At 41.8% G+C, this 21,338-nt stretch carries 19 protein-coding genes and 2 pseudogenes; 9 read left to right on the plus strand and 12 right to left on the minus strand.

Features of this window, described 5'->3' with window-relative positions; translation table 11 throughout:
- Positions 1-3 precede the first annotated feature (3 nt).
- The gene (gene hutU, locus P2E05_RS17160) at positions 4-1,671 is read right to left on the minus strand and encodes a urocanate hydratase (protein WP_163863035.1); all 1,668 of its coding nucleotides are present in this window, start codon (positions 1,669-1,671) and stop codon (positions 4-6) included.
- A 639-nt stretch (positions 1,672-2,310) separates the two neighbouring features.
- Between hutU and P2E05_RS17165 the strand changes: the two genes are divergently transcribed.
- Positions 2,311-3,309, plus strand: coding sequence for a hypothetical protein (locus P2E05_RS17165; protein ID WP_272682889.1), 999 nt, complete (start codon positions 2,311-2,313; stop codon positions 3,307-3,309).
- A gap of 94 nt (positions 3,310-3,403) precedes the next feature.
- Here the strand turns inward: P2E05_RS17165 and livF are convergent, their stop codons facing one another.
- From livF to P2E05_RS17190, 5 genes and pseudogenes are all read right to left on the minus strand, one after another.
- Complete coding sequence (gene livF, locus P2E05_RS17170; RefSeq protein WP_154624092.1) at positions 3,404-4,105, minus strand: high-affinity branched-chain amino acid ABC transporter ATP-binding protein LivF; 702 nt, start codon at positions 4,103-4,105, stop codon at positions 3,404-3,406.
- Positions 4,105-4,791, minus strand: a pseudogene (livG, locus tag P2E05_RS17175) (high-affinity branched-chain amino acid ABC transporter ATP-binding protein LivG); the annotation flags it as partial. The pseudogene livG and the gene livF, both read right to left, overlap by 1 nt.
- Positions 4,791-5,978: pseudogene (locus tag P2E05_RS17180) on the minus strand (high-affinity branched-chain amino acid ABC transporter permease LivM); the annotation flags it as partial. The pseudogenes livG and P2E05_RS17180, both read right to left, overlap by 1 nt.
- Positions 5,975-6,889, minus strand: coding sequence for a high-affinity branched-chain amino acid ABC transporter permease LivH (gene livH, locus P2E05_RS17185; protein ID WP_276123109.1), 915 nt, complete (start codon positions 6,887-6,889; stop codon positions 5,975-5,977). The pseudogene P2E05_RS17180 and the gene livH, both read right to left, overlap by 4 nt.
- Positions 6,890-6,990: 101 nt before the next feature.
- Positions 6,991-8,100: a branched-chain amino acid ABC transporter substrate-binding protein gene (locus P2E05_RS17190; protein ID WP_154624095.1), complete on the minus strand. Its 1,110-nt coding sequence runs from the start codon at positions 8,098-8,100 to the stop codon at positions 6,991-6,993.
- 382 nt (positions 8,101-8,482) lie between these two features.
- On the opposite strand from P2E05_RS17190, the gene panM reads away from it, so the two are divergent.
- Entirely contained in the window at positions 8,483-8,887 is a 405-nt protein-coding gene (gene panM, locus P2E05_RS17195) for an aspartate 1-decarboxylase autocleavage activator PanM (protein WP_272657257.1), read from the plus strand.
- Positions 8,888-8,891: 4 nt separating this feature from the next.
- Positions 8,892-9,278 carry a VOC family protein gene (locus P2E05_RS17200; protein ID WP_154624097.1) on the plus strand — a complete coding sequence of 129 codons (387 nt, stop codon included), beginning with the start codon at positions 8,892-8,894 and terminating at the stop codon, positions 9,276-9,278.
- 77 nt (positions 9,279-9,355) lie between these two features.
- On the opposite strand, the gene rpoH is transcribed toward P2E05_RS17200, so the two are convergent.
- From rpoH to ftsY, 4 genes are all read right to left on the minus strand, one after another.
- Positions 9,356-10,231 carry an RNA polymerase sigma factor RpoH gene (rpoH, locus tag P2E05_RS17205; RefSeq protein WP_154624098.1) on the minus strand — a complete coding sequence of 292 codons (876 nt, stop codon included), beginning with the start codon at positions 10,229-10,231 and terminating at the stop codon, positions 9,356-9,358.
- A gap of 213 nt (positions 10,232-10,444) precedes the next feature.
- Positions 10,445-11,422 carry a permease-like cell division protein FtsX gene (ftsX, locus tag P2E05_RS17210; protein ID WP_154624099.1) on the minus strand — a complete coding sequence of 326 codons (978 nt, stop codon included), beginning with the start codon at positions 11,420-11,422 and terminating at the stop codon, positions 10,445-10,447.
- A complete protein-coding gene (ftsE, locus tag P2E05_RS17215; RefSeq protein ID WP_154624100.1) occupies positions 11,415-12,080 on the minus strand; it encodes a cell division ATP-binding protein FtsE in 666 nt (221 codons plus the stop codon). The genes ftsX and ftsE overlap by 8 nt, the downstream gene beginning before the upstream one ends.
- Positions 12,081-12,086: 6 nt before the next feature.
- Positions 12,087-14,006: a signal recognition particle-docking protein FtsY gene (gene ftsY / locus P2E05_RS17220; RefSeq protein ID WP_276145366.1), complete on the minus strand. Its 1,920-nt coding sequence runs from the start codon at positions 14,004-14,006 to the stop codon at positions 12,087-12,089.
- A gap of 218 nt (positions 14,007-14,224) precedes the next feature.
- Here ftsY and rsmD point away from each other — a divergent pair, with 218 nt between their 5' ends.
- On the plus strand, positions 14,225-14,827 hold the full coding sequence (gene rsmD, locus P2E05_RS17225; RefSeq protein ID WP_195848179.1) for a 16S rRNA (guanine(966)-N(2))-methyltransferase: 603 nt from the start codon (positions 14,225-14,227) through the stop codon (positions 14,825-14,827).
- Positions 14,817-15,104, plus strand: a complete 288-nt coding sequence (locus P2E05_RS17230; RefSeq protein ID WP_272657254.1) for a DUF1145 family protein — start codon at positions 14,817-14,819, stop codon at positions 15,102-15,104. The genes rsmD and P2E05_RS17230 overlap by 11 nt, the downstream gene beginning before the upstream one ends.
- Before the next feature lie 2 nt (positions 15,105-15,106).
- Here the strand turns inward: P2E05_RS17230 and P2E05_RS17235 are convergent, their stop codons facing one another.
- Positions 15,107-15,460 carry a DUF2500 domain-containing protein gene (locus P2E05_RS17235; RefSeq protein ID WP_196713644.1) on the minus strand — a complete coding sequence of 118 codons (354 nt, stop codon included), beginning with the start codon at positions 15,458-15,460 and terminating at the stop codon, positions 15,107-15,109.
- Positions 15,461-15,567: 107 nt separating this feature from the next.
- On the opposite strand from P2E05_RS17235, the gene P2E05_RS17240 reads away from it, so the two are divergent.
- The 3 genes from P2E05_RS17240 to P2E05_RS17250 all read left to right on the plus strand — a co-directional run bounded on the left by P2E05_RS17240 (position 15,568) and on the right by P2E05_RS17250 (position 19,978).
- Positions 15,568-16,197 (plus strand): lysoplasmalogenase, encoded by a 630-nt coding sequence (locus P2E05_RS17240; protein ID WP_247046925.1) that lies wholly within the window; start codon positions 15,568-15,570, stop codon positions 16,195-16,197.
- A 144-nt stretch (positions 16,198-16,341) separates the two neighbouring features.
- On the plus strand, positions 16,342-18,774 hold the full coding sequence (locus tag P2E05_RS17245) for a zinc/cadmium/mercury/lead-transporting ATPase (protein WP_272687157.1): 2,433 nt from the start codon (positions 16,342-16,344) through the stop codon (positions 18,772-18,774).
- Between the two features lie 271 nt (positions 18,775-19,045).
- The gene (locus tag P2E05_RS17250) at positions 19,046-19,978 is read left to right on the plus strand and encodes an Rpn family recombination-promoting nuclease/putative transposase (protein WP_272657251.1); all 933 of its coding nucleotides are present in this window, start codon (positions 19,046-19,048) and stop codon (positions 19,976-19,978) included.
- A 65-nt stretch (positions 19,979-20,043) separates the two neighbouring features.
- On the opposite strand, the gene tusA is transcribed toward P2E05_RS17250, so the two are convergent.
- Positions 20,044-20,298 carry a sulfurtransferase TusA gene (tusA, locus tag P2E05_RS17255; protein ID WP_154622529.1) on the minus strand — a complete coding sequence of 85 codons (255 nt, stop codon included), beginning with the start codon at positions 20,296-20,298 and terminating at the stop codon, positions 20,044-20,046.
- Positions 20,299-20,469: 171 nt separating this feature from the next.
- On the opposite strand from tusA, the gene P2E05_RS17260 reads away from it, so the two are divergent.
- Complete coding sequence (locus P2E05_RS17260; protein ID WP_154622028.1) at positions 20,470-21,138, plus strand: 7-cyano-7-deazaguanine/7-aminomethyl-7-deazaguanine transporter; 669 nt, start codon at positions 20,470-20,472, stop codon at positions 21,136-21,138.
- Positions 21,139-21,338 lie beyond the last annotated feature (200 nt).

Raw genomic sequence — 21,338 nt, forward strand, 5'->3', positions numbered from 1 at the left:
GCGCTACTTGACCATCGGTAAGTTCAGCCCTTGCTGTTTTGCGCAGTTAATGGCAATGTCATAACCCGCATCAGCATGACGCATCACCCCAGTCGCAGGGTCGTTATGTAAAACACGAGCCAGACGTTTGTCTGCGGCATCTGTCCCATCACAAACAATGACCACACCAGCATGTTGGGAAAAGCCCATTCCTACACCACCACCATGATGCAGGCTGACCCATGTTGCGCCTCCCGCGGTATTCAATAACGCATTTAATAGAGGCCAATCAGAGACCGCATCCGAGCCATCTTTCATTGATTCTGTTTCGCGGTGTGGACTTGCCACAGAGCCTGAATCCAAGTGATCACGGCCAATGACAATAGGCCCTTTCAACTCACCATTTTTTACCATTTCATTAAACGCACGACCGAGTCTTTCACGATCTTTTAAACCAACCCAACAAATACGTGCTGGCAAACCTTGAAATGCAATGCGTTCACGAGCCATATCCAGCCAATTATGCAGATGCTTATCGTCAGGAATTAACTCTTTTACTTTTTGATCTGTTTTATAGATATCTTCAGGATCGCCAGATAAAGCAACCCAGCGGAATGGCCCGATGCCTTCACAGAATAGAGGGCGAATATAAGCCGGAACAAAGCCCGGAAAATCAAAGGCATTACTGATACCTTCATCTTTAGCCATTTGACGAATGTTATTCCCATAGTCAAATGCCGCTGAGCCGCGTTTTTGCATGGTTAACATCGCATCAACCTGTACCGCCATACTTTTCTTAGCCGCTTTCGTGACTTCAGCCGGTGCTGTTTTTTGCTTCTCACGCCACTGTGTTAATGTCCAGCCTTGAGGTAAATAACCATGAACAGGGTCATGTGCACTCGTTTGGTCGGTAACAGAGTCAGGAATAATGTTACGTTTAACTAATTCGCTATAGACATCGGCTGCATTTCCTAATAAACCGACAGAAACAGGCTTGCCGTCATTTTTGGCTTGTTCAATATATTGCAATGCCTCATCCAGGGATGTGGCTTTTTTATCGACATATCGAGTTCTTAGGCGAAAATCGATACGACTTTCATCACATTCAACGGCAATCATGCTAAAACCTGCCATTGTCGCTGCTAAAGGTTGAGCGCCCCCCATTCCCCCGAGACCACCGGTCAGGATCCAACGACCCGCAGGGTTACCCTTAAAATGCTGTTTAGCTAAAGAAACAAAGGTTTCATAGGTACCTTGAACAATGCCTTGTGAACCTATATAGATCCAAGAACCCGCGGTCATTTGACCGTACATCATCAAACCTTTTTTATCTAGCTCATTGAAATATTCCCAATTTGCCCAATGAGGGACAATATTTGAGTTAGCAATTAATACACGAGGTGCATCCGGATGAGTTGGAAAAACACCAACAGGTTTGCCGGATTGCACAAGTAAAGTTTGATCATCTTCGAGTGTTTTTAATACCTCTAAAATTTTGTCATAACATTCCCAATCACGAGCTGCGCGACCAATTCCACCGTACACGACTAAGCTTTGTGGATGTTCAGCCACATCAGGATCTAAGTTGTTTTGGATCATGCGGTACACGGCTTCAGTGAGCCAGCTTTTACAAGTTTTCTCGCTGCCACGTGGAGCGCGGATAACACGTGTAGAGTCAGTACGGTTTAGCATTGCTGTATCCTCTATTTCTTTATTTTACTTAACATTTTTACAACAATAAATGATATTTATAATGAGTCATTACTTATCACGTAAAAATCCCTTTTGGATAAAAAACGCATACAATCAAATTGTTAGTGGTATTTTCAGTGCTGGTTTTTATCCACTCCGGAGGATTCGTCTTCGACTTGCCTTTAAATATATATACATTTAATTCACAAAGTATATACATTTAAATTTGAATTTTTGTATAAAGATTAGATAGAAAGAGGATGAACAACTATACAACAAAGGTTAACTCGCTATTTATTCACAACAAAATGTATAGACAATTGAACACTTCTCTAGACATAAACAAATAGCTGAAATGCGAAGTGCTTCACATTACTGGCTCACAACAAGCTGTCACTAGCATGGCAACTCTATTTCTAAACACGACCATTCTCTCAATCAATGGAAAATTGATTGAGTTTCATTATTTTTTGCAATATCAGTTTATTCAAAAAGATTACAATTATTTCTAATTTAATAAATAGTAAATAATATAAAACCTAAACTCTGAAAAATAAATTAAGGCCATTAATCATTCAATAAAAAGTCATCAATAACACCTTTTAATAAAATAGCATTAATCATAAAGGAATAGCCTCAGTGAGAGTTTCAAATAAAGCAGTCATGGATATTACAACGTTAAACAATAGAGCTGTTGAGCCTAGAAAAATATCTAAGATCACTGCACAAAATTTATTTAGCTTCCCTTTTTTTAAAAAGAAGCCACAACAACATATCCCCCATCTCAATGAAATATTTTATCCACCAGCAAGCTATTTTAGCCATATCACTCAGGCGGTAGAAACACAACAACACCGAACCCTCTCTAGCCAATCTATTTCTGCATTGTGTCGGTCTGAAAACTATCGATACACCATAAAACCAGAAAACTACTCATTTAAAATAATATCTTTTAAAATCAATGAAAAACCACCCATTTCATTCGTAAGCGATATTCAGCGATTTCGCTTAAATTATATTACTGATAAAAATCAAACAATTAGACTCACAACATCACAAGATGTTGCCAATCGTTTTTCCAGCAACACATTACCTATTATGAAATTTATTGAGCAAACTTATCAAGACGATCTGCGAAAGACACTGGATAAACTCATTATTGATAAATCTCAATATAAACTACTCTGCCTAGATGGAGTGAATAATCATGAGATAAACATAGGGAAAGTCGCCTCATCTAACGCTATCGATAGTGAGTTTGGTTTTCAAGGATTAAGAAATCTCTCTTCAATATTAGACATGGATGTAGAGAATATTATCCAAACATACCGAGTGCTTGAAGACCAAAATAAATTACAAGAAATGCCCGTTAAGGTGCTAGTCGATCATCTCTTATTAAGGGATCTTAATAATGGTTCTGTTTTATTACTCAAACAAAAGTTAGCGGATATTTATGAAACGACCTATCAAGTGACCAGTAATAAATGCTTTGAACTCATCAATATTAAAAATAAGCAATCGTATTCAAATATCAAAATAAAAACGTCAACAGCGAGTGTTATTACTCTGTATAAAAAGAAAAATCAATTTATCATGAAGTATGTTAATGCCCCATTAACGGTCAACATTAAACGTTAATTAAAAATAAGACTCATCAACCGTATCTTATCAATTATTGTGCCTCGCTGGGGAAGACGTCGGTTATCTCAATCACACCGACGTCTCATTGTCGTTATCCGCCTAAATAGGCATTACGTACGGCTTCATTAGCAAGTAAAGCTTTGCCGCTATCTTCCAGCACAATACGTCCATTCTCAAGCACATACCCGCGATCTGCTAGCTTTAGTGCCTGATTTGCATTTTGCTCGACAAGAAAGATAGTCATGCCCTCTTCACGTAACTGCAAAATAGTATCAAAAATTTGCATAATAATAATTGGGGCTAAGCCAAGGGAAGGCTCATCAAGAAGCAATAATTCCGGTTGGCTCATCAAAGCACGACCGATGGCTAACATTTGCTGTTCACCACCAGACATTGTGCCAGAACGTTGACTACGCCGCTCATGCAAGCGAGGAAACAACGTATAAACACGTTCAATACGCTCTTGGTATTGCTGCCTATTCGCAAAAAAGCCGCCCATAGCCAAATTTTCTTCGACAGTCATTCGTGAAAATACACGACGCCCTTCAGGCACTAATGCGATATCCTCGCGCATAATTTTAGCGGTTGGTAGTTGAGTAATATCCACGTCTCGGTAAAGAATTTTCCCTTCAGAAGCCCGCGGATCACCACATAACGTACTTAACAATGTGGTTTTACCAGCCCCATTTGCTCCAATGAGTGTGACAATTTCCCCTTTTTGAATATTCAAGCTGACTTGATGTAATGCTTGTATTTTTCCATAGTGGGCAGAAACTTGTTTAAATTCTAACATTAGTAAGCCTCCCCCAGATAAGCTTTAATCACATCAGGGTGCTGACGAATTTGATCAGGCGTGCCGTCGGCCAAAGGTGTACCTTGATTGACAACATAAATGCGATCTGAAATCCCCATCACTAACTTCATATCATGTTCAATCAACAAAATAGACACTTGATAATGAGAACGTAATTCAGCGATCAGCTCATCAAGATCATTCGTTTCTTTTGGGTTTAAGCCCGCGGCAGGCTCATCCAACATTAAAATTTCAGGTCGCGTCACCATACAACGTGCTATTTCTAACCGGCGTTGCTGCCCATAAGCTAAGTTCCCCGCTTGACGATTTGCAAATGGCAATAGGTCGACTCGTTCCAACCATTTGACTGCATTATCAATCGCTTCTGATTCAGCTCGGCGAAATGCAGGGGTTTTCAGCAAGCCAGAAAAAATACCGCTTTTTAAATGTTGATGTTGAGCCACCAAAAGGTTCTCAATCACCGTCATCTCTTTAAATAAACGCACATGTTGGAACGTTCGAATGACGCCTAGACGCGCAATAGCCTGACCCGATAAGCCTTCTAAATGCTTTTCACGATATAAAATTGCCCCACTGGTCGGTTTATAAAAACCCGTTAAACAATTAAAAATCGTTGTTTTACCCGCCCCATTAGGACCAATTAAAGAGACTATTTCGCCTTGGTTATTAGCACCATTAATGCCCCCAACAGCAGCATGCTGTAAGCATTCAAATCTCGCATCATCTCACGAGAAACAACCAGTATAATTGCTGCTAATATCACCGATGTTTGCGATCCCATGCCACCAAGTACGACAATCGCTAATACGAAGGCTGACTCCACAAAGGTAAAGGACTCCGGACTAATAAAGCCTTGTCGTGCAGCAAATAATGTTCCCGCAAATCCCGCAAAAGCCGCACTAATTGTAAATGCAGTTAACTTAATTTTCGTTGGTGATAAACCGAGAGAACGACAAGCAATTTCATCTTCTCTTAAAGCTTCCCAAGCGCGTCCTAATGGCATACGTAATAATCGATTAATGACAAATAACGTCAATACCACTAAAAGTAACGCAACAAAATAGAGGAAAATAATCCTATCGCCGGCGCTATAGTCAATACCAAAGAAGTTATGGAAGGTATCCCAACCTTCTTTTGCTGAACGGCTAAACTCTAGACCAAAAAAGGTGGGTTTCGGTAGCTGGCTAATACCATTTGGCCCCCCTGTAATTTCCGTGTTATTGAGCAATAAAATACGCACAATTTCACCAAACCCTAAGGTCACAATCGCTAAATAGTCTCCTCGTAACCTTAATACAGGAAAACCCAATAAAAAACCGGCTAAAGCCGCCGTAAGACCAGCAATTGGCAAACTTTCCCAAAAACCAAAACCATAGTAATGATTAAGCAATGCAAAAGTATAAGCTCCAATAGCATAGAAGCCTGCATAGCCTAAAACCAATAGCCCAGATAGCCCTACAACGACGTTCAAACCCAGCCCTAACATCACATAAATTAATGTCAGTGTGGCGATGTCCACGCTCCCCCGAGACACAATAAAAGGCCAAATAATTGCGGCAATAATAATCACCACCGCAAGGATTTTTTGCCTCGTTGTTGAACCATCAAAGTCAGGAATTGACCACGATTTTTTAGGAACGCCCTGCCACACTCTCGTTAATGATGGGCGTATTAGTTGAAAAACAAAGATCACCGCTATTCCCGCAAAGATCCAATTCCAACGAACAGAATCCCCACTGGATACGACTAATTTTGTACCATCAAGGGTTAATTGTAGCCCCATCATAAAGACGGCCAGAATAAAGAACATCACCGAAGCAACAATGGCGTTAATCCAATTTTCTTTTCTCATACTTTTTCGACCTCCGGGCGTCCCAGAATGCCGGTTGGCATGATCAACAACACACCAATCAATAAACCAAATGACACAACATCTTTATATTCGGTGCTTAAATAAGCCGAGGTCATTGCTTCAGCAACACCTAAAATTAACCCACCAAGCATAGCGCCAGGAATACTACCAATCCCACCTAATACTGCGGCAGTAAAGGCTTTCATTCCCGCCATAAAACCAATATAAGGATTAATAACCCCATAAAATTGACCGAGTAATACGCCTGCCACCGCGGCCATCGTGGCACCAATGACAAAGGTTAATGAGATAACACGATCTGTGTTAATACCTAACAAACTGGCCATTTTTAAATCTTCAGCGCAAGCACGACAAGCTCTTCCCATACGTGAATAGCGAATAAATAAAGTCAGTGCCAACATCGCTAATAGCGTCACCACCCAAATGGTCAGTTGCATTTTTGTAATGGTGGCTTCAAAGCCATCACTTTCACCTAAAACCCACTGTCCCGTAATCAGACTCGGTAGTGCCAGATCACGTGAGCCTTGTGATAGGCTGACATAGTTTTGGAGAAAAATTGACATACCGATCGCAGAGATCAGTGCAATCAATCGTTTAGAATGGCGAACAGGTCGGTATGCAACGCGCTCAATACTCCAACCATAGGAACTTGACACCACAATGGCGGCGACAAAAGCAGCGGCAATCAGGATCCAACCGACATCAATACCTAACATCATCAAGCCCGCGATCACAATGAAAGACACGTAGCTGCCAATCATATAGACTTCACCATGTGCAAAGTTGATCATACCGATGATGCCATACACCATCGTGTAGCCAATCGCGATCAAGGCATAAGTGCTGCCTAACGTTAAGCCATTCAGGAACTGTTGGATAAAATAAAGAATTTGATCTTACATAGGACTATCCTTTCATACTACCTTCCCTAAACAGAATAGAATCCGGAAGTGAGTAAACTAACCTCCGGTTCATAGTCTGAATAGTGGAACTACTTCACTGCAGTGGATGTACCATCCGCATGCCACTCAAATACACCGAATTCAAAGCCTTTCAGGTCCCCATTTGGCTGCCAAGTTAATGACCCCATAACAGTATCGACTGGATTGGCTTTTAGATCTTTCACGAGATCTTCGGGTTCACGGCTTCCCGTACGTTCCATTGCTGTGGTTAGGCCTTGAATGGCGGCATAAGTTGTCCAAACAAAGGGACCGGTAGGATCTTCTTTTTTCGCTTTAATAGCATCAACAATAGGCTGGTTAGTCGGCACTTGGTCATAACGTTTAGGCAGTGTAACTAACATGCCTTCGGAAGCCTCTCCTGCAATGTTTGACAGTGATGAGTTACCGACGCCTTCTGGCCCCATAAAGCGGATATTTAAACCTGACTGTTTCGCTTGACGCAAAATTTGTCCCATTTCAGGGTAATAGCCACCAAAGTAGACAAAATCGACATTCTCTTTTTTCAGTTTTGCCACAAGTGCGGAGAAATCTTTATCACCTGCGGTGATACCTTCAAACATAACCTCTTTAACACCGGCTTTGTTCAGGTTTTCACGCACAGAACGTGCTAAACCTTCCCCGTACTGCTGCTTATCATGAACAACCGCAATACGTTTTGGTTTGATATCATCGATAATATATTTTGCAGCTGTTGGTCCTTGGTCTGAATCAAGGCCAGTGGTACGCATAATCATTTGATAACCGCGTGTGGTTAAATCCGCATTGGTTGCTGCTGGGGTGATCATGATAACGCCTTCATCTTCATAAATATCAGAAGCAGGCTGTGTTGAAGAAGAGCAAAGGTGACCAATCACATAACGGATACCGTCATTAATCACTTTGTTCGCAACCGCAACAGCTTGTTTTGGGTCACATGCATCATCATATTCAACGGCAACTAAGGTGTCGCCATTGATGCCGCCTTTTGCATTAATATCTGCAACAGCTTGACGTGCGCCCGTAAATTCCATATCGCCATATTGAGCAACAGGACCAGACATAGCACCAACGACGGCAATTTTCACTTCTTTAGCCCATACTGATTGGCTAAATGCCATCGCAATAGATCCTGCCAGTAATACTTTATTAATATTTTTCATTCTGTCGTCCCCATCTCTATGGTTCTGAGTGTTTGTGTTTGATTTATAGTAGATTATTATAGTCAGCACCATCGAGTGCTATGAATTTTAATAACATAGCCAATAAGGCTATATATTTCATGATATTAAACAAGATAAATATGCTAAATAGCAAATGGATATGGTAGGTAATTACGTTATAAGCAGAATAAAAATCTATCGTTAATGAGTGGGTTTTAGATAAATGCCAGTGTTATATTCTAGTTAAATTTAAATTAATCCGAGCTAAACTCGGAAGATCTACAAAGACGAAATCTTTATCCCTAAAATCAAAAAATCGGCTACAGATCACTCTGTCTGTAGGAGTGACTGAAAAATAAGCAAGGAAATAGATAGAAGTATTATGAAACTAACAATTATTCCCGTGGTTGATCCTACTGACCAACAATATCTTGACCTGTACAAAATCTGGCCAGACCAGAATCAACATCAGATCCAGACTTTACTTCAATCTGGCGAAAAAATTTATGCCGCGCGTTTTAATGAGCGCTTATTAGCCGCCGCAAAAATGAAAGTCGATCATCAACAAGGCACCATTTATCATTTCCTCGTGCGTGAGGTGACTCGCCGACGTGGCGTTGGGCTTTATTTACTTAATGAAATTTGTCGTCAAGAGGCTCAGGTGACGCATTGGGGATTTAGTTTAAAAGAGATAGATGAAGAACAGAAAGCAGTCATGGCGTCCTTTTTATTCGCCTGTGGTTTTACACCGACACCAGAAAATGACCTATGGGAAAAACGGATGTAATACAATGAAATTAAAACGGCTCCACCACGTTGCGATCATCGCTTCTAATTACTCTGTCAGTAAGCATTTTTACTGCCAAATTCTTGGCTTAACCTTATTAGAAGAACATTATCGGTCAGACTCGAATTCATGGAAGGCCGATTTAGCGTTAAATGATCAATACCAAATTGAGTTATTTAGCTTTCCTAACCCACCAGCCAGACTGAGCTATCCTGAGGCGTGTGGTTTAAGGCATTTAGCTTTTAGCGTAGACGATCTTGATAAATGGATAGACTATTTGAAACAACATGATGTGATTTGTGAAGCGCCAAGACGAGATCCTTACACACAAAAAAGATTCACTTTTTTTGCTGATCCTGATGGGCTTCCTCTTGAATTGTATAGCGAATGATATTGTATTTTCTGCATTTATTGCGTCATCATCATGACGGCAATAAATGCAGTAACAAGAAAAAAGGAAGGTAAAATCTAATCGCTTTCTTCGTCGTCTTCCATTGCAGCGCGCAACTTTTTCATTGCATTTTTTTCAAGCTGACGTACTCGTTCGGCAGAAACACCATACTTATCAGCCAACTCTTGCAATGTGGTTTTATTGTCGTCATCAAGCCAACGCGCACGAATAATATCTTGGCTACGTTCATCTAACGATTCTAATGCTTCCGTTAAACGATCGGTTGCATGACTTTCCCAGTTATCTTCTTCGATAGAACCAGCAAAATCCGATGATTTATCTTGTAAGAATAAGACAGGTGCAACCGGTTGACCTAAGTCACCACTGTCATCGTCGTCAGACATATCAAAAGCCATATCCTGTGCAGCCATACGTGATTCCATTTCACGTACATCTTTGGTGCTAACCCCTAACTCTTTAGCAACCATATCAACTTCATCTTGGTTAAACCAACCAAGGCGTTTTTTATTTTTTCTCAAATTAAAAAATAACTTACGCTGAGATTTAGTTGTGGCAATCTTAACAATACGCCAATTGCGCAACACATATTCATGAATTTCAGCTTTGATCCAATGGACTGCAAAGGAGACTAGGCGAACACCGATTTCAGGGTTAAAACGACGAACGGCTTTCATTAAGCCGATATTCCCTTCCTGAATTAAATCTGCTTGCGGTAGGCCATAACCTGCGTAGCTACGAGCAACATGGATCACAAAACGTAAGTGCGATAAGATCAGCTGCTTTGCCGCATCCAGATCACCATGGTAATGCAGCCGTTCAGCAAGTTCCTTTTCTTCCTCAGCGGTTAGCATAGGATAAGCATTGGCAGCCCGCATATAAGCTTCAATACTCCCTTGCGGAACAAGTGCTAATGATTGCATGTCTTTGGTCATTCAGATCCTCTTTGAAAAATAATAAAAAAAGGGATTACTTCGATGCGAAATACAAGATTAAGTAAACCGTAGTCTACCAGTTTTATTGAGTTAAATAAATTACACTTACGTGATTACTACAGTCTATGTCAGACACGTTAGGAAGAGAAAAGTTCCCTGCAATATTGGTTTTTTATCGGCACAGTGGGAAACCATGCCGATAGGATAGACAGATTATTCAGGTGTGAAATGGCGCAAATGCTGTACCGTTGCTAACCACGCTGCGACCCACCCAATCATGGCTGACATCAATATCACCAGCAATGATTCTTCCCATAGCAATCCTTCGATATGAAATTGCGTACCAAAAACACTGGCTACTTGAGTGACGACGGCCGACAATTTCCAAACGAGCAGTGCTGACATAATCAATGAGATTACCGCGCCTAATGCCCCCATCAATAGACCGCCATGTAAAAACGGTCGCATGATAAAGCCATCAGTTGCACCAATAAGTTTCATCACATTGATAGTATCTCGACGGGCAAAAATATTGAGTCGAACGCTATTACCAATGACTAGGAATAGTGAAACAATCATTAAAATACCAATGACTGAAGCAACTTGCCCTACCAGCTGAGTCAAGGCTGCAAGGCGAGAAAACCAACTATCGTCCATGCGAACTTCTTCAATACCATGGACTTGGCTGACGCGGTCACGCAATGTGGTCAACACATCCGACCCCTGAAAATCAATTTTTGGGGTAATGATCGCAACAGCTGGTAATGGATTTTCCTCAAGCATATCAAGCGCAGTACTAAATCCAGACCAGCTACGGAATTCACTCATTGCTTGGTCACGTGATAAATAGTTTACATGGTCTACACCATCAAGCGCTTGTAATTGTGTTACCACGTTTTGACCGCCTTGTTCATCTAATGACTTATCTAGATAAACCGTCAACTGAGGCGTTGGATACCATTGTTCAGCGGCTTGAGACACATTCTTCCAGACGATGTAACACAGGCTTGGCAAAGTGAGCGAAATTGCAATAACCATCACGGTGAGAAACGTTGCCAAAGGTTGCCTTAACATGTCTGCCAAGGTATTCAACCAAGCGTAACGCCACTGCTCTCGCCATCCCCCTTTTAGTGCTTTACTCTTTGACTGCATAGGACGTTCAGACTTAGCTTTACGAACGTTTTTAGCCATGTTGACCTCCTATCATTCTTCCTTCACTTAGGGTAAGCACACGGTAGTTACGACGCTCAATCAAAGCAATATCATGAGTGGCCATTAACACCGTTACGCCAACTCGGTTAAACTCTTCGAATAAGCGCATAATGCCTTCAGATAGTTCACCGTCGAGATTTCCCGTCGGCTCATCCGCAAGTAACATCGTCGGTTTATTCACAACCGCTCGCGCGATACCTACACGTTGTTGTTCACCGCCTGATAGCTGAATAGGAAAATTTTTCGCTTTATCGAGTAGACCCACTTTGTCCAATGCAGCTGATACTCGTCTACGAATATCTTCTGAGCTCGCACCTGAAATAATCAGTGGCATCGCAACATTGTCATAAACGGTTCTATCAAATAGCAGGTGATGATCTTGAAAAATCATTCCAATTTGCCTACGCAAAAATGGGATCTCCCGATTTTTTAGACGGCTGATATCGTGACCATTAAACAATATATGCCCTGCACTTGGGCGCTCAATACCACAAATGAGTTTCAGTAAGGTACTTTTACCTGCACCTGAGTGACCAGTTAAAAACGCCATTTCCCCAGGTTGTAAATGAAAATCTACCCCTTGGAGAGCCTGTCGGCCACCGCGATAAGCTTTACTGACATGTTCAAAGCGAATCATCGAAAATTATTCCTCTCGGGCAAATAGAGCCTCGATAAAGTCATCGGCTTTAAATGGACGTAAGTCCTCAATACCCTCACCAATACCGATATAACGAATAGGAATACCGAATTGATCAGCAATAGAGAAGATCACCCCACCTTTTGCTGTGCCATCGAGCTTAGTCAATGTGATACCTGTCAGACCTACAGCATCATTAAAAAGTTTTGTCTGACTGACAGCATTTTGTCCAGTACTGGCATCCAGTGTTAACATAATTTCATGTGGCGCTTCCTCATCCAATTTTTTCATCACTCGGACGATTTTTTTCAGCTCTTCCATTAGATGCGCTTTATTTTGTAAGCGACCAGCGGTATCGGCGATGAGAACATCAACACCTTTCGCTTTAGCGGATTGAATCGCATCGAAAATAACCGATGCAGGATCCGCTCCGGTATGTTGTGCAACCACAGAGATATGGTTTCTTTCTCCCCAAACTTGTAATTGCTCAACCGCAGCAGCACGGAAAGTGTCTCCAGCCGCTAACATGACTGTTTTACCTTCAGATTGATACTGGCGGGCCAATTTACCAATCGTCGTTGTTTTACCAACACCATTGACCCCAACCATAAGAATAACATAGGGTTTCTTGTCTTCAATGACTAGCGGTTTATCTACACCAACTAAAATATCAGACATTTCTTCACGTAATCTACTGTATAACGCATCAGCGTCTTTTAGTTCTTTACGGCTAGCATGTGTCGTTAAGTTATCAATGATTTTGCGTGTTGTTTCAACCCCAACATCAGCGATCAGTAACTGTTCTTCTAACTCATCAAAAAGATCATCATCAATTTTCTTACCTGTAAACAGTCCAAGAAAACCAGAACCTAAATTTTGACGGGTTTTTAATAAGCCTTTCTTTAAACGGCTAAAGAAACCTTCTTTCTTCGGTTTTTCTTGTTCCGTTGGCTCAGGCTCACTCTCTTGCGAATTAAGCACTTCATCACGTAACGCAACAATATCTTGAGCCTCTAGATTCGCCTGTTCTTCCCTTTGGCGTTGTTGCTCCGCTTCTTCCTCTGCTAGGCGCGCTGCCTCTTGGCGCTGACGCTCTGCTTCCTCTTCCGCTGCTTTAATCGCCGCCAGCTCAGCTTGACGTTGGCGTTCCGCCTCTTCCTCCGCTAAGCGCACAGCCTCTTGGCGCTGACGCTCTGCTTCCTCTTCCGCTGCTTTGATCGCCGCTAGCTCAGCTTGACGTTGGCGCTCCGCTTCTTCCTCTGCTAGGCGCGCTGCCTCTTGGCGCTGACGCTCTGCTTCCTCTTCCGCTGCTTTAATCGCCGCCAGCTCAGTTTGACGTTGGCGCTCCGCTTCTTCCTCTGCTAAGCGCGCTGCCTCTTGGCGCTGACGCTCCGCTTCCTCTTCCGCTGCTTTAATCGCCGCCAGCTCAGCTTGACGTTGGCGCTCCGCCTCTTCCTCCGCTAAGCGCGCTGCCTCTTGGCGCTGACGCTCTGCTTCCTCTTCCGCTGCTTTAATCGCCGCCAGCTCAGCTTGACGTTGGCGTTCCGCCTCTTCCTCCGCTAAGCGCACAGCCTCTTGGCGCTGACGCTCCGCTTCCTCTTCCGCTGCTTTAATTGCCGCTAGCTCAGCTTGACGTTGGCGTTCCGCCTCTTCCTCCGCTAAGTGCACAGCCTCTTGGCGCTGACGCTCTGCTTCCTCTTCCGCTGCTTTAATTGCCGCTAGCTCTTCTGCTTTCTTAGCCTGATACTGACGTTCAGCCTCTTTTTCTGCTGCTTGAACAGCAGCATCATCTGCATGTTTTGGTTGCTCACTCTCTTTCGCAGCATCTACTTTTTGTTGTTCTGCTTCTTGTTGTTGAGTTTCTTTTTCATCTTTACGACCAAAACCCAACCATGAGAAAAAGCCTTTTTTCTTGTCTTTAGCCATCAGCCACTACACTCCTCGCGGTAAAAACATGGCGCTTAATAATTAAATCGCAATAAAATTACATGCAGTCTATCATTTCATCACGCCACAACACATATCTGAAAGAAAAATCATGACAATTTAATCTGATTTTTTAAGTTAAAACTGTGAAAATGGCGCGCTACAATAGAGACAACTCGTTTTTCAAAGCTCAACCAAACTGAGCAGCAATGGATATTATGGCAAAAAAACCACAAAGCGCCTCTTTAGGTCAGATACGCATCATTGGTGGCAAATGGCGAGGGAGAAAGCTCCCCGTTCGTGATAGTGAAGGCTTACGTCCTACAACAGATCGTATTAAAGAAACTTTATTTAACTGGCTAATGCCTATCGTACGCGAAGCCCGCTGTCTTGATTGTTTTGCTGGCAGTGGTGCATTAGGATTCGAAGCATTATCGCGGTTCGCCGATAGCGTTACATTTATCGAACTAGATAAAAAAAACGTACAATTACTGTCTGAAAATAAAGTTCGTTTACAAGCCAATAACGCAAACATTATCAATGGTAATAGCCTTGAAGTACTCAATAAACTAGGCACTCCCTTTGATGTTGTGTTTATTGACCCGCCTTTTCGTAAAGGCCTACTAAACGAAACGATTCGATTATTAGAAAAAAACCAATGGCTAGCAAATGAAAGCTGGATATATGTTGAATCAGAAGCGGAGTCACCACTCACTGACATTCCTGCTAACTGGCAACTTCATCGAGAAAAAATTGCGGGTCAAGTGGCATACCGTTTATTTATTCGTCATTCAATTGAGGAAACAAGCCATGCTAATTAATGCAGGCCGAGTGCTAATGATTTGTGTTTGGGGTTTTATGGTATTTAATTTAATTCATCCATTTCCCAAACCTTTGAAATATTTTATGGATATCGCCATGGTGTTTATGATTTTTATGCATGCACTGCAAACGATCTTCTTAAAAGCAACCATCGCCAAAGGCGAAAAACTCTCAGGATGGCTGCAAACACGCATTTTTTTCTTTGGTGTCTTTGAGATGCTGGCAATGCAGAAAAAACAAAAACATGCCTTAGAAAAAGCAAAGAAAAAACAGTAATCCTATTCGTCGGGGTCAAAACTGAGAAAGCGAGTTCCTTTCAAGCGCAAAGTGCCCCGACGACCTTTCTCAATGCTTTGATACTGGGCCTCATTCACAATAACTTTAATTACTTCTGTATTATTTAGTGGCTTAAAATACACTTCATAGCGAAACGTTTCTGGTGATACCACATCCCTTTCTCGAGAACGCATATTTGGGTAAGGGTAATCTTTTTTGCTATCAACAATGACCAAATAACTGACAGGCAAGGCGTTATCATTGATCTCATTTTGCTTTCGTTGGTCGAAAAAACGCTTTGTTGCTAAGACAGCAATAATTGCTAATACAATAAATAACAGAATAGGTTTATTCATAAATTTAACATTGTGCTTAAAGTGTTCGTCAGTATAGTTTATCTTAATCACACAGAAGGAACACCACCATAGTTACTTCACTAATTTGAATTTATAAGGATGTGTTTATGATTAGTTGGCCATTCCTTGCCGTACTTTTTTCTGGTTGGCTGTACGTGGATGCAGCATATCGAGGCCCTGAGTGGCAACGTTGGTTATTTCGCCCTATCACCCTGATATTATTGTTACTTTGGGGTTGGAATGCTGATTTTCTTACGACTCAAGGGTACTTAATCCTCGCTGCACTCGCTGTCTCATTACTTGCGGATATCATGCGAATGGTATCAAGTGAGCGCTTACTAATTTCAGTAGCACTACTGTTTATTAGCTATCTTCTTTACACGGTAAGCTTTGGTATGCAGCTAGATTTTAGCCTTTATCTTCCTTGGCTACCCGTACCGCTTATCATTGCTGCTATTACGCTAATATTGATTTGGTCAAAATTAGCAGAATTACAAGCGCTGGTCTTTGCATTATTAATCATGAGTATGATTATGGCTTGGGTTGCTGGTGACCAATTCTTTGGGCTTGGCCGCGACTATAATTTCTCGATTATGGTTGGTGCGTTTTTACTGTTTATTTCTAACTGTATCTGGCTCATTGCACGTTTCCGTTTCCCGTTTAAAGCCTCCAAAGCCATTGTTGCAGCGCTTTATTTCCTTGGCCAATTCTTCATTATCCGTGCAATTTATCTATAGCCCGTCACGTTTGCCAATTGATAAAATTCTCAAATAGCACTTTTTATCAATTGGCCCCCTCTTATTTGTTTGACTCTGGAGTAGACTCCAAAGTATAGACTTATCAATATTGATTAAGTGTCATTATTTGATAAGGGGGCGTATATGCACTCACATAACCATAAAGAAACACATCAACACACGAGTTCTTGCTGTTCAAGCAGCAGTACTTGCACTTCAACCGCAGTACAGAACAGCCAAGATGTAAGTAAAGACTCACATACACATGAACAGAGCCGTGTAGAGAAACACCCTGACGACGACGAAGAGGATCACCAGCACCAACATTGTAGCTCGTCCTCTCATCAGACACATGACCACAAAAAACATGATCACCTGCATACCGACCATGATCATAAAGAACATGATCACTCGCACGCTTCATGTTGTCATTCTTCTGCTGAATCGCAGAATGATGTCGCCCCCGCACAAGCCGCTGGACAACGTTTTAACTGGATAATCCGTGGAATGGACTGCCCAAGCTGTGCGCAAAAAATTGAAAATGCCGTAAAGCAAATCACTGAAGTTAAGCAAGCTAAAGTGCTGTTTGCCACCGAAAAGCTCGTCGTTGATGCGGATAAAGATATCAGTGCCTCTGTTCGTTCCACAGTAGAGGCCGCTGGCTATGAATTGCTGGAAGTGGGTAACAACAATGCGGCCACTATTACGCCACCACCCAGCTTACTGAGCGAATCCAAGCCTGTCATTATATTGGCGATTTTGATGGCTATCAGTTGGGGAATAGAACGGTTTAACCCTCAAATCGGTATCATTGCTTTTACCTTAACTACGCTATTTGGGCTCTATCCTATCGCACGTAAGTCATTACGTTTGATCCGCACAGGCACCCCTTTTGCCATTGAAACACTCATGACAGTTGCAGCTATCGGTGCCATCTTTATTCAAGCAACAGAAGAAGCAGCAATGGTTATCTTGTTGTTTATGTTGGGTGAAATGTTGGAATCATATTCCGCGGGTCGAGCACGACGCGGAGTGAGTGCCCTCATGGCGCTTGTTCCAGAAGAAGCGATACTCGTTAAAGATGGCAAAAAAACCACCGTTCCTGTCTCTCAATTGCGTCCTGGCGATATTATTGAGATTGCACCTGGTGGTCGGTTACCAACCGACGCTGAACTGGTCTCTGGTTTTGCTAGTTTCGATGAAAGTTCATTAACCGGAGAATCAGTTCCTGTCGAACGCAATGTGGGCGAAAAAGTTGCGGCAGGCTGCCTATCCGTCGACCGTACAGTGCAAATGAAAGTCGTTTCAGAACAGGGGCAAAATGCTATCGACCGCATTTTACAACTTATTGAAGAAGCTGAAGAGCGTCGAGCTCCCATTGAACGTTTTATTGACCGCTTCAGCCGTATTTATACACCGTTGATCATGCTGTTCTCTGCATTAGTGGTTGTTATTCCCCCGATGTTCTTTGGTGCACCTTGGGAAACTTGGATCTACCGTGGCTTAACCCTACTGCTTATTGGTTGTCCATGTGCCTTGGTTATCTCTACACCCGCAGCAATTACTTCCGCCTTAGCCACCGCAACTCGTCGTGGAGCGCTAATTAAAGGAGGAGCTGCTCTTGAACAGCTAGGTTCAGTAACCACTATCGCGCTGGATAAAACGGGCACTTTAACTGAAGGTAAACCTCATGTTACTGATTTAGTGCCTGTTGATGGCGTGTCTGAAAATGATTTGATACAAATGACTGCTGCTGTAGAAGCGGGTTCACACCATCCTCTTGCAAAAGCCGTACTCAATAAAGCTGAAGCTCTGTCCCTCACAATCGTTGAAGCCGATAATCGTAAAGCTTTAGCAGGAAAAGGAGTTGAAGGTTATCTGAATGGTAGACATATTTTAGTTAGTGCACCGAGTCGATTAGATACTCCGCTTGAGCCTTTTTGGCAAAACAAGGTGGAGTCACTGGAAGCCCAAGGTAAAACCGTTGTCGTTACAGTAGAAGATAATCGAGTCATTGGCTTAACCGCCTTACAAGATACACTGCGTCGTGATGCAATTGATGCGATGAGTATGTTGAAAACCTTGAACGTCAATGCAGTAATGTTGACCGGTGATAACCCTCGAGCCGCTGCGGCTATCGCTGGGCAACTCGGTATGGAATATCGTGCTGGCTTGCTTCCAGAAGATAAAGTAACTGCGGTTATGGCGCTAAATCGTAACCATAGCACCATGATGGTCGGTGATGGGATCAATGATGCCCCAGCCATGAAAGCGTCTAGTATTGGTGTTGCCATGGGAAGTGGAACCGATGTGGCTCTGGAAACCGCTGATGCGGCACTCACCCACAACCGTTTAACGGGTTTACCTGAAATCATTGCGTTATCACAGGCCACCCGTAAGATTATTCGCGAAAATATCACCATTGCTTTAGGGTTAAAGGCCGTATTCTTAGTCACAAGTTTACTCGGTATCACCGGATTATGGGTTGCAGTTCTTGCCGATTCAGGAGCAACAGCCTTAGTCACAGCTAATGCGGTGCGCTTACTGAAAGTAAAACTACCACAACTTAAAAAATAATATTGACTAAATCGCTCAAGAAGCGCCGTCATGGCGCTTCTTTGCTATAAAGAGAGACCTCATTCATTAAACATTAATTAGCCATCATTTTTTTCATTTTAATTTTTATTAGATAGATAAAAATAATTTTAAATATAACAGGTAATGATATGTAACTTATAAAAAAACAAATTATTTTTTCACACTAAATTAGGAGTAACTTTTTTCTATTTTGTCTCTATATTCGCTACTATCTTCATCACAATAAGGACATGGATGGGAGGTCGCGAGTATGATTCAAAAAAATCCTACAACGCCACATGATGCCGCCTTTAAAGGTTTTTTAACCCAAATAGATAATGCCCGCGATTTTTTCGATATTCATTTGCCTAAACATATTCGCTCGTTATGTGACTTTAATACGTTAGCACTAACTAACTCCTCTTTTATCGATAAAAAACTACGCTCTCGCTTATCTGATGTCCTTTATACCGTACAAACAGAACTGGGTGATGGTTATCTTTATCTCCTCATAGAGCATCAATCAACGCCTGATAAATTAATGAGTTGGCGGTTAATGCATTATGCATTTTTGGCAATGAATCAACACCTTCAGCAAGGTCATAAAAGTTTACCGCTCGTCGTACCCATTTTATTTTATCATGGGAATAACTCCCCCTATCCTTATTTGAAAACATGGACTCACTGTTTTTCTTGGCCCGAACTCGCTGATGAGCTGTACTTTAATCCATTTCCATTGGTGGATATCACTGTTATTGATGATAATGAATTAGTTAATCATCGAAAAATTGCCGTAATGGAACTCGCACTGAAGCATAAAAATCTACGTGACGAATATCAGCAAGTGACGAGCCTACTCGCTCAAGCACTAAATAAGCACTATAATAGTGAGCAAGATATCAGCATCATTATTAACTATCTGTTCACTACGTTAGATTCATCTCAGTATTTTGAACAAATAATTCAACAGCTAATTGAACAAATTGAAAATCATCAAGGTGTTACTATGAATATCGCTCAACGTTTAAAAGATAAAGCCAAGCTAGAAGGTGAGATTGCAGGTATGCAAAAAGCGAGACACGAAAATGCGCTTTCATTACTAAAAAATGGTGCCAGCTTCGAACTCGTCATGAAGAGCTTAAATTTTAGCCATGAAGAATTACAGCTTATAATTCAAGAGAATAAGGATACTCGCCAGTCATAATATCCAGTTCGTGCGATAGCCTTTAAGCTCACCGCACGCAAGTATCCTATATCACGCAAAAGGTCTCACAGACCTTCCGGCTTTTTACGTAATAAATAGCGGTATGGCGTTTGTTCAGTTTCAACAGCCAATAATTCATGCTCCATAAAACGGCAGAAACCCGGGATATCACGTGTAGTTGCAGGATCATCTGCAATGATGAGTAAAGTATCACCGGCATTCATACCACGAACCGTTTTACGAACTAACATCACTGGCTCAGGACAACGCAAACCTAGTGTATCAAGAGTTTTAGTCGCATTTAAAAATAAATCAGGCATAACAAGGCTTCTATAAATAATAAAAGATTCTTTGATTATATAATAAAAAATAGCGCGGCGGGCCTAACAGTTTTGCTTTTGTTGCGCAACAAGCGTATTATGCGCACTTCCCAATGTCGGGAGAATTTTTTATGGGTTCCCTCACCCCATTGCTACTTAAAAAGGTACAATATGTTTTCATTCACAGCACAGCAAAAAGCCAGTGCATTAATTTGGCTATCTTTGTTTCATATCTTAATTATTACTTCAAGTAATTACCTTGTGCAGTTACCGATTAATATATTCGGTTTTCATACCACATGGGGAGCTTTTACCTTTCCATTTATTTTTTTAGCAACCGACCTCACCGTGCGAATTTATGGTGCTCCCTTAGCTCGTCGGATCATTACTGCCGTAATGTTGCCTGCACTGCTCATTTCCTATGTCATTTCTGCGCTGTTTTTCCAAGGCGAATGGCAAGGGTTTACGACATTAACAACATTTAATTTATTTGTCGCCCGCATTGCCGCAGCGAGCTTTATGGCTTATGTTCTAGGCCAGATAATGGATGTCAGCGTATTCAATAAATTACGTCAAAATAAACGTTGGTACGTTGCACCAGCATGTGCGATGTTTTTTGGCAACTTAATCGATACTATTGCCTTCTTCTTTATTGCATTCTATCGCAGTAGCGACCCTTTTATGGCGGCGAATTGGGTAGAAATCGCTTTAGTAGATTATGCCTTTAAGCTTTTCATTTGCATGCTATTTTTCCTTCCCGCTTATGGCGTGTTACTTAACTTTATTTTGAAAACCTTTTTTGCTCAAACAGCCGAGCAAAAACTTGCGAATCAGCATTAGAGTGAGAGAGAAGGGGAATGTCCTCCCCCCTTCTCTCCCCCCGAAAAATTACTGATCCAACTCTCATTTTATTGGTTTGATTCATCAATAATTTCACAGCCATGATAATCTGACGACATAATCGAAACGATTCGCGCCATTTCCATTTCGATTCCCACAAAAAAAGAACACAAACGAACAGAAATAACCATCGACCTCTA

The sequence above is a fragment of the Providencia stuartii genome (genome assembly GCF_029277985.1).
GTDB classification, from domain to species: domain Bacteria; phylum Pseudomonadota; class Gammaproteobacteria; order Enterobacterales; family Enterobacteriaceae; genus Providencia; species Providencia zhejiangensis.

Excerpts from the sequence above, each read along its gene's own strand:
- hutU (WP_163863035.1), bottom strand. The coding sequence starts at position 1,671 with ATGCTAAACCGTACTGACTCTACACGTGTTATCCGCGCTCCACGTGGC.
- rsmD (WP_195848179.1), top strand. The coding sequence starts at position 14,225 with ATGGCAAAAAAACCACAAAGCGCCTCTTTAGGTCAGATACGCATCATT.
- P2E05_RS17200 (WP_154624097.1), top strand. The coding sequence starts at position 8,892 with ATGAAATTAAAACGGCTCCACCACGTTGCGATCATCGCTTCTAATTAC.
- tusA (WP_154622529.1), bottom strand. The coding sequence starts at position 20,298 with ATGCCTGATTTATTTTTAAATGCGACTAAAACTCTTGATACACTAGGT.
- P2E05_RS17240 (WP_247046925.1), top strand. The coding sequence starts at position 15,568 with ATGATTAGTTGGCCATTCCTTGCCGTACTTTTTTCTGGTTGGCTGTAC.
- P2E05_RS17235 (WP_196713644.1), bottom strand. The coding sequence starts at position 15,460 with ATGAATAAACCTATTCTGTTATTTATTGTATTAGCAATTATTGCTGTC.
- livF (WP_154624092.1), bottom strand. The coding sequence starts at position 4,105 with ATGTTAGAATTTAAACAAGTTTCTGCCCACTATGGAAAAATACAAGCA.
- ftsX (WP_154624099.1), bottom strand. The coding sequence starts at position 11,422 with ATGGCTAAAAACGTTCGTAAAGCTAAGTCTGAACGTCCTATGCAGTCA.
- P2E05_RS17245 (WP_272687157.1), top strand. The coding sequence starts at position 16,342 with ATGCACTCACATAACCATAAAGAAACACATCAACACACGAGTTCTTGC.
- P2E05_RS17230 (WP_272657254.1), top strand. The coding sequence starts at position 14,817 with ATGCTAATTAATGCAGGCCGAGTGCTAATGATTTGTGTTTGGGGTTTT.
- P2E05_RS17260 (WP_154622028.1), top strand. The coding sequence starts at position 20,470 with ATGTTTTCATTCACAGCACAGCAAAAAGCCAGTGCATTAATTTGGCTA.
- panM (WP_272657257.1), top strand. The coding sequence starts at position 8,483 with ATGAAACTAACAATTATTCCCGTGGTTGATCCTACTGACCAACAATAT.
- P2E05_RS17250 (WP_272657251.1), top strand. The coding sequence starts at position 19,046 with ATGATTCAAAAAAATCCTACAACGCCACATGATGCCGCCTTTAAAGGT.
- rpoH (WP_154624098.1), bottom strand. The coding sequence starts at position 10,231 with ATGACCAAAGACATGCAATCATTAGCACTTGTTCCGCAAGGGAGTATT.
- P2E05_RS17190 (WP_154624095.1), bottom strand. The coding sequence starts at position 8,100 with ATGAAAAATATTAATAAAGTATTACTGGCAGGATCTATTGCGATGGCA.
- ftsE (WP_154624100.1), bottom strand. The coding sequence starts at position 12,080 with ATGATTCGCTTTGAACATGTCAGTAAAGCTTATCGCGGTGGCCGACAG.
- ftsY (WP_276145366.1), bottom strand. The coding sequence starts at position 14,006 with ATGGCTAAAGACAAGAAAAAAGGCTTTTTCTCATGGTTGGGTTTTGGT.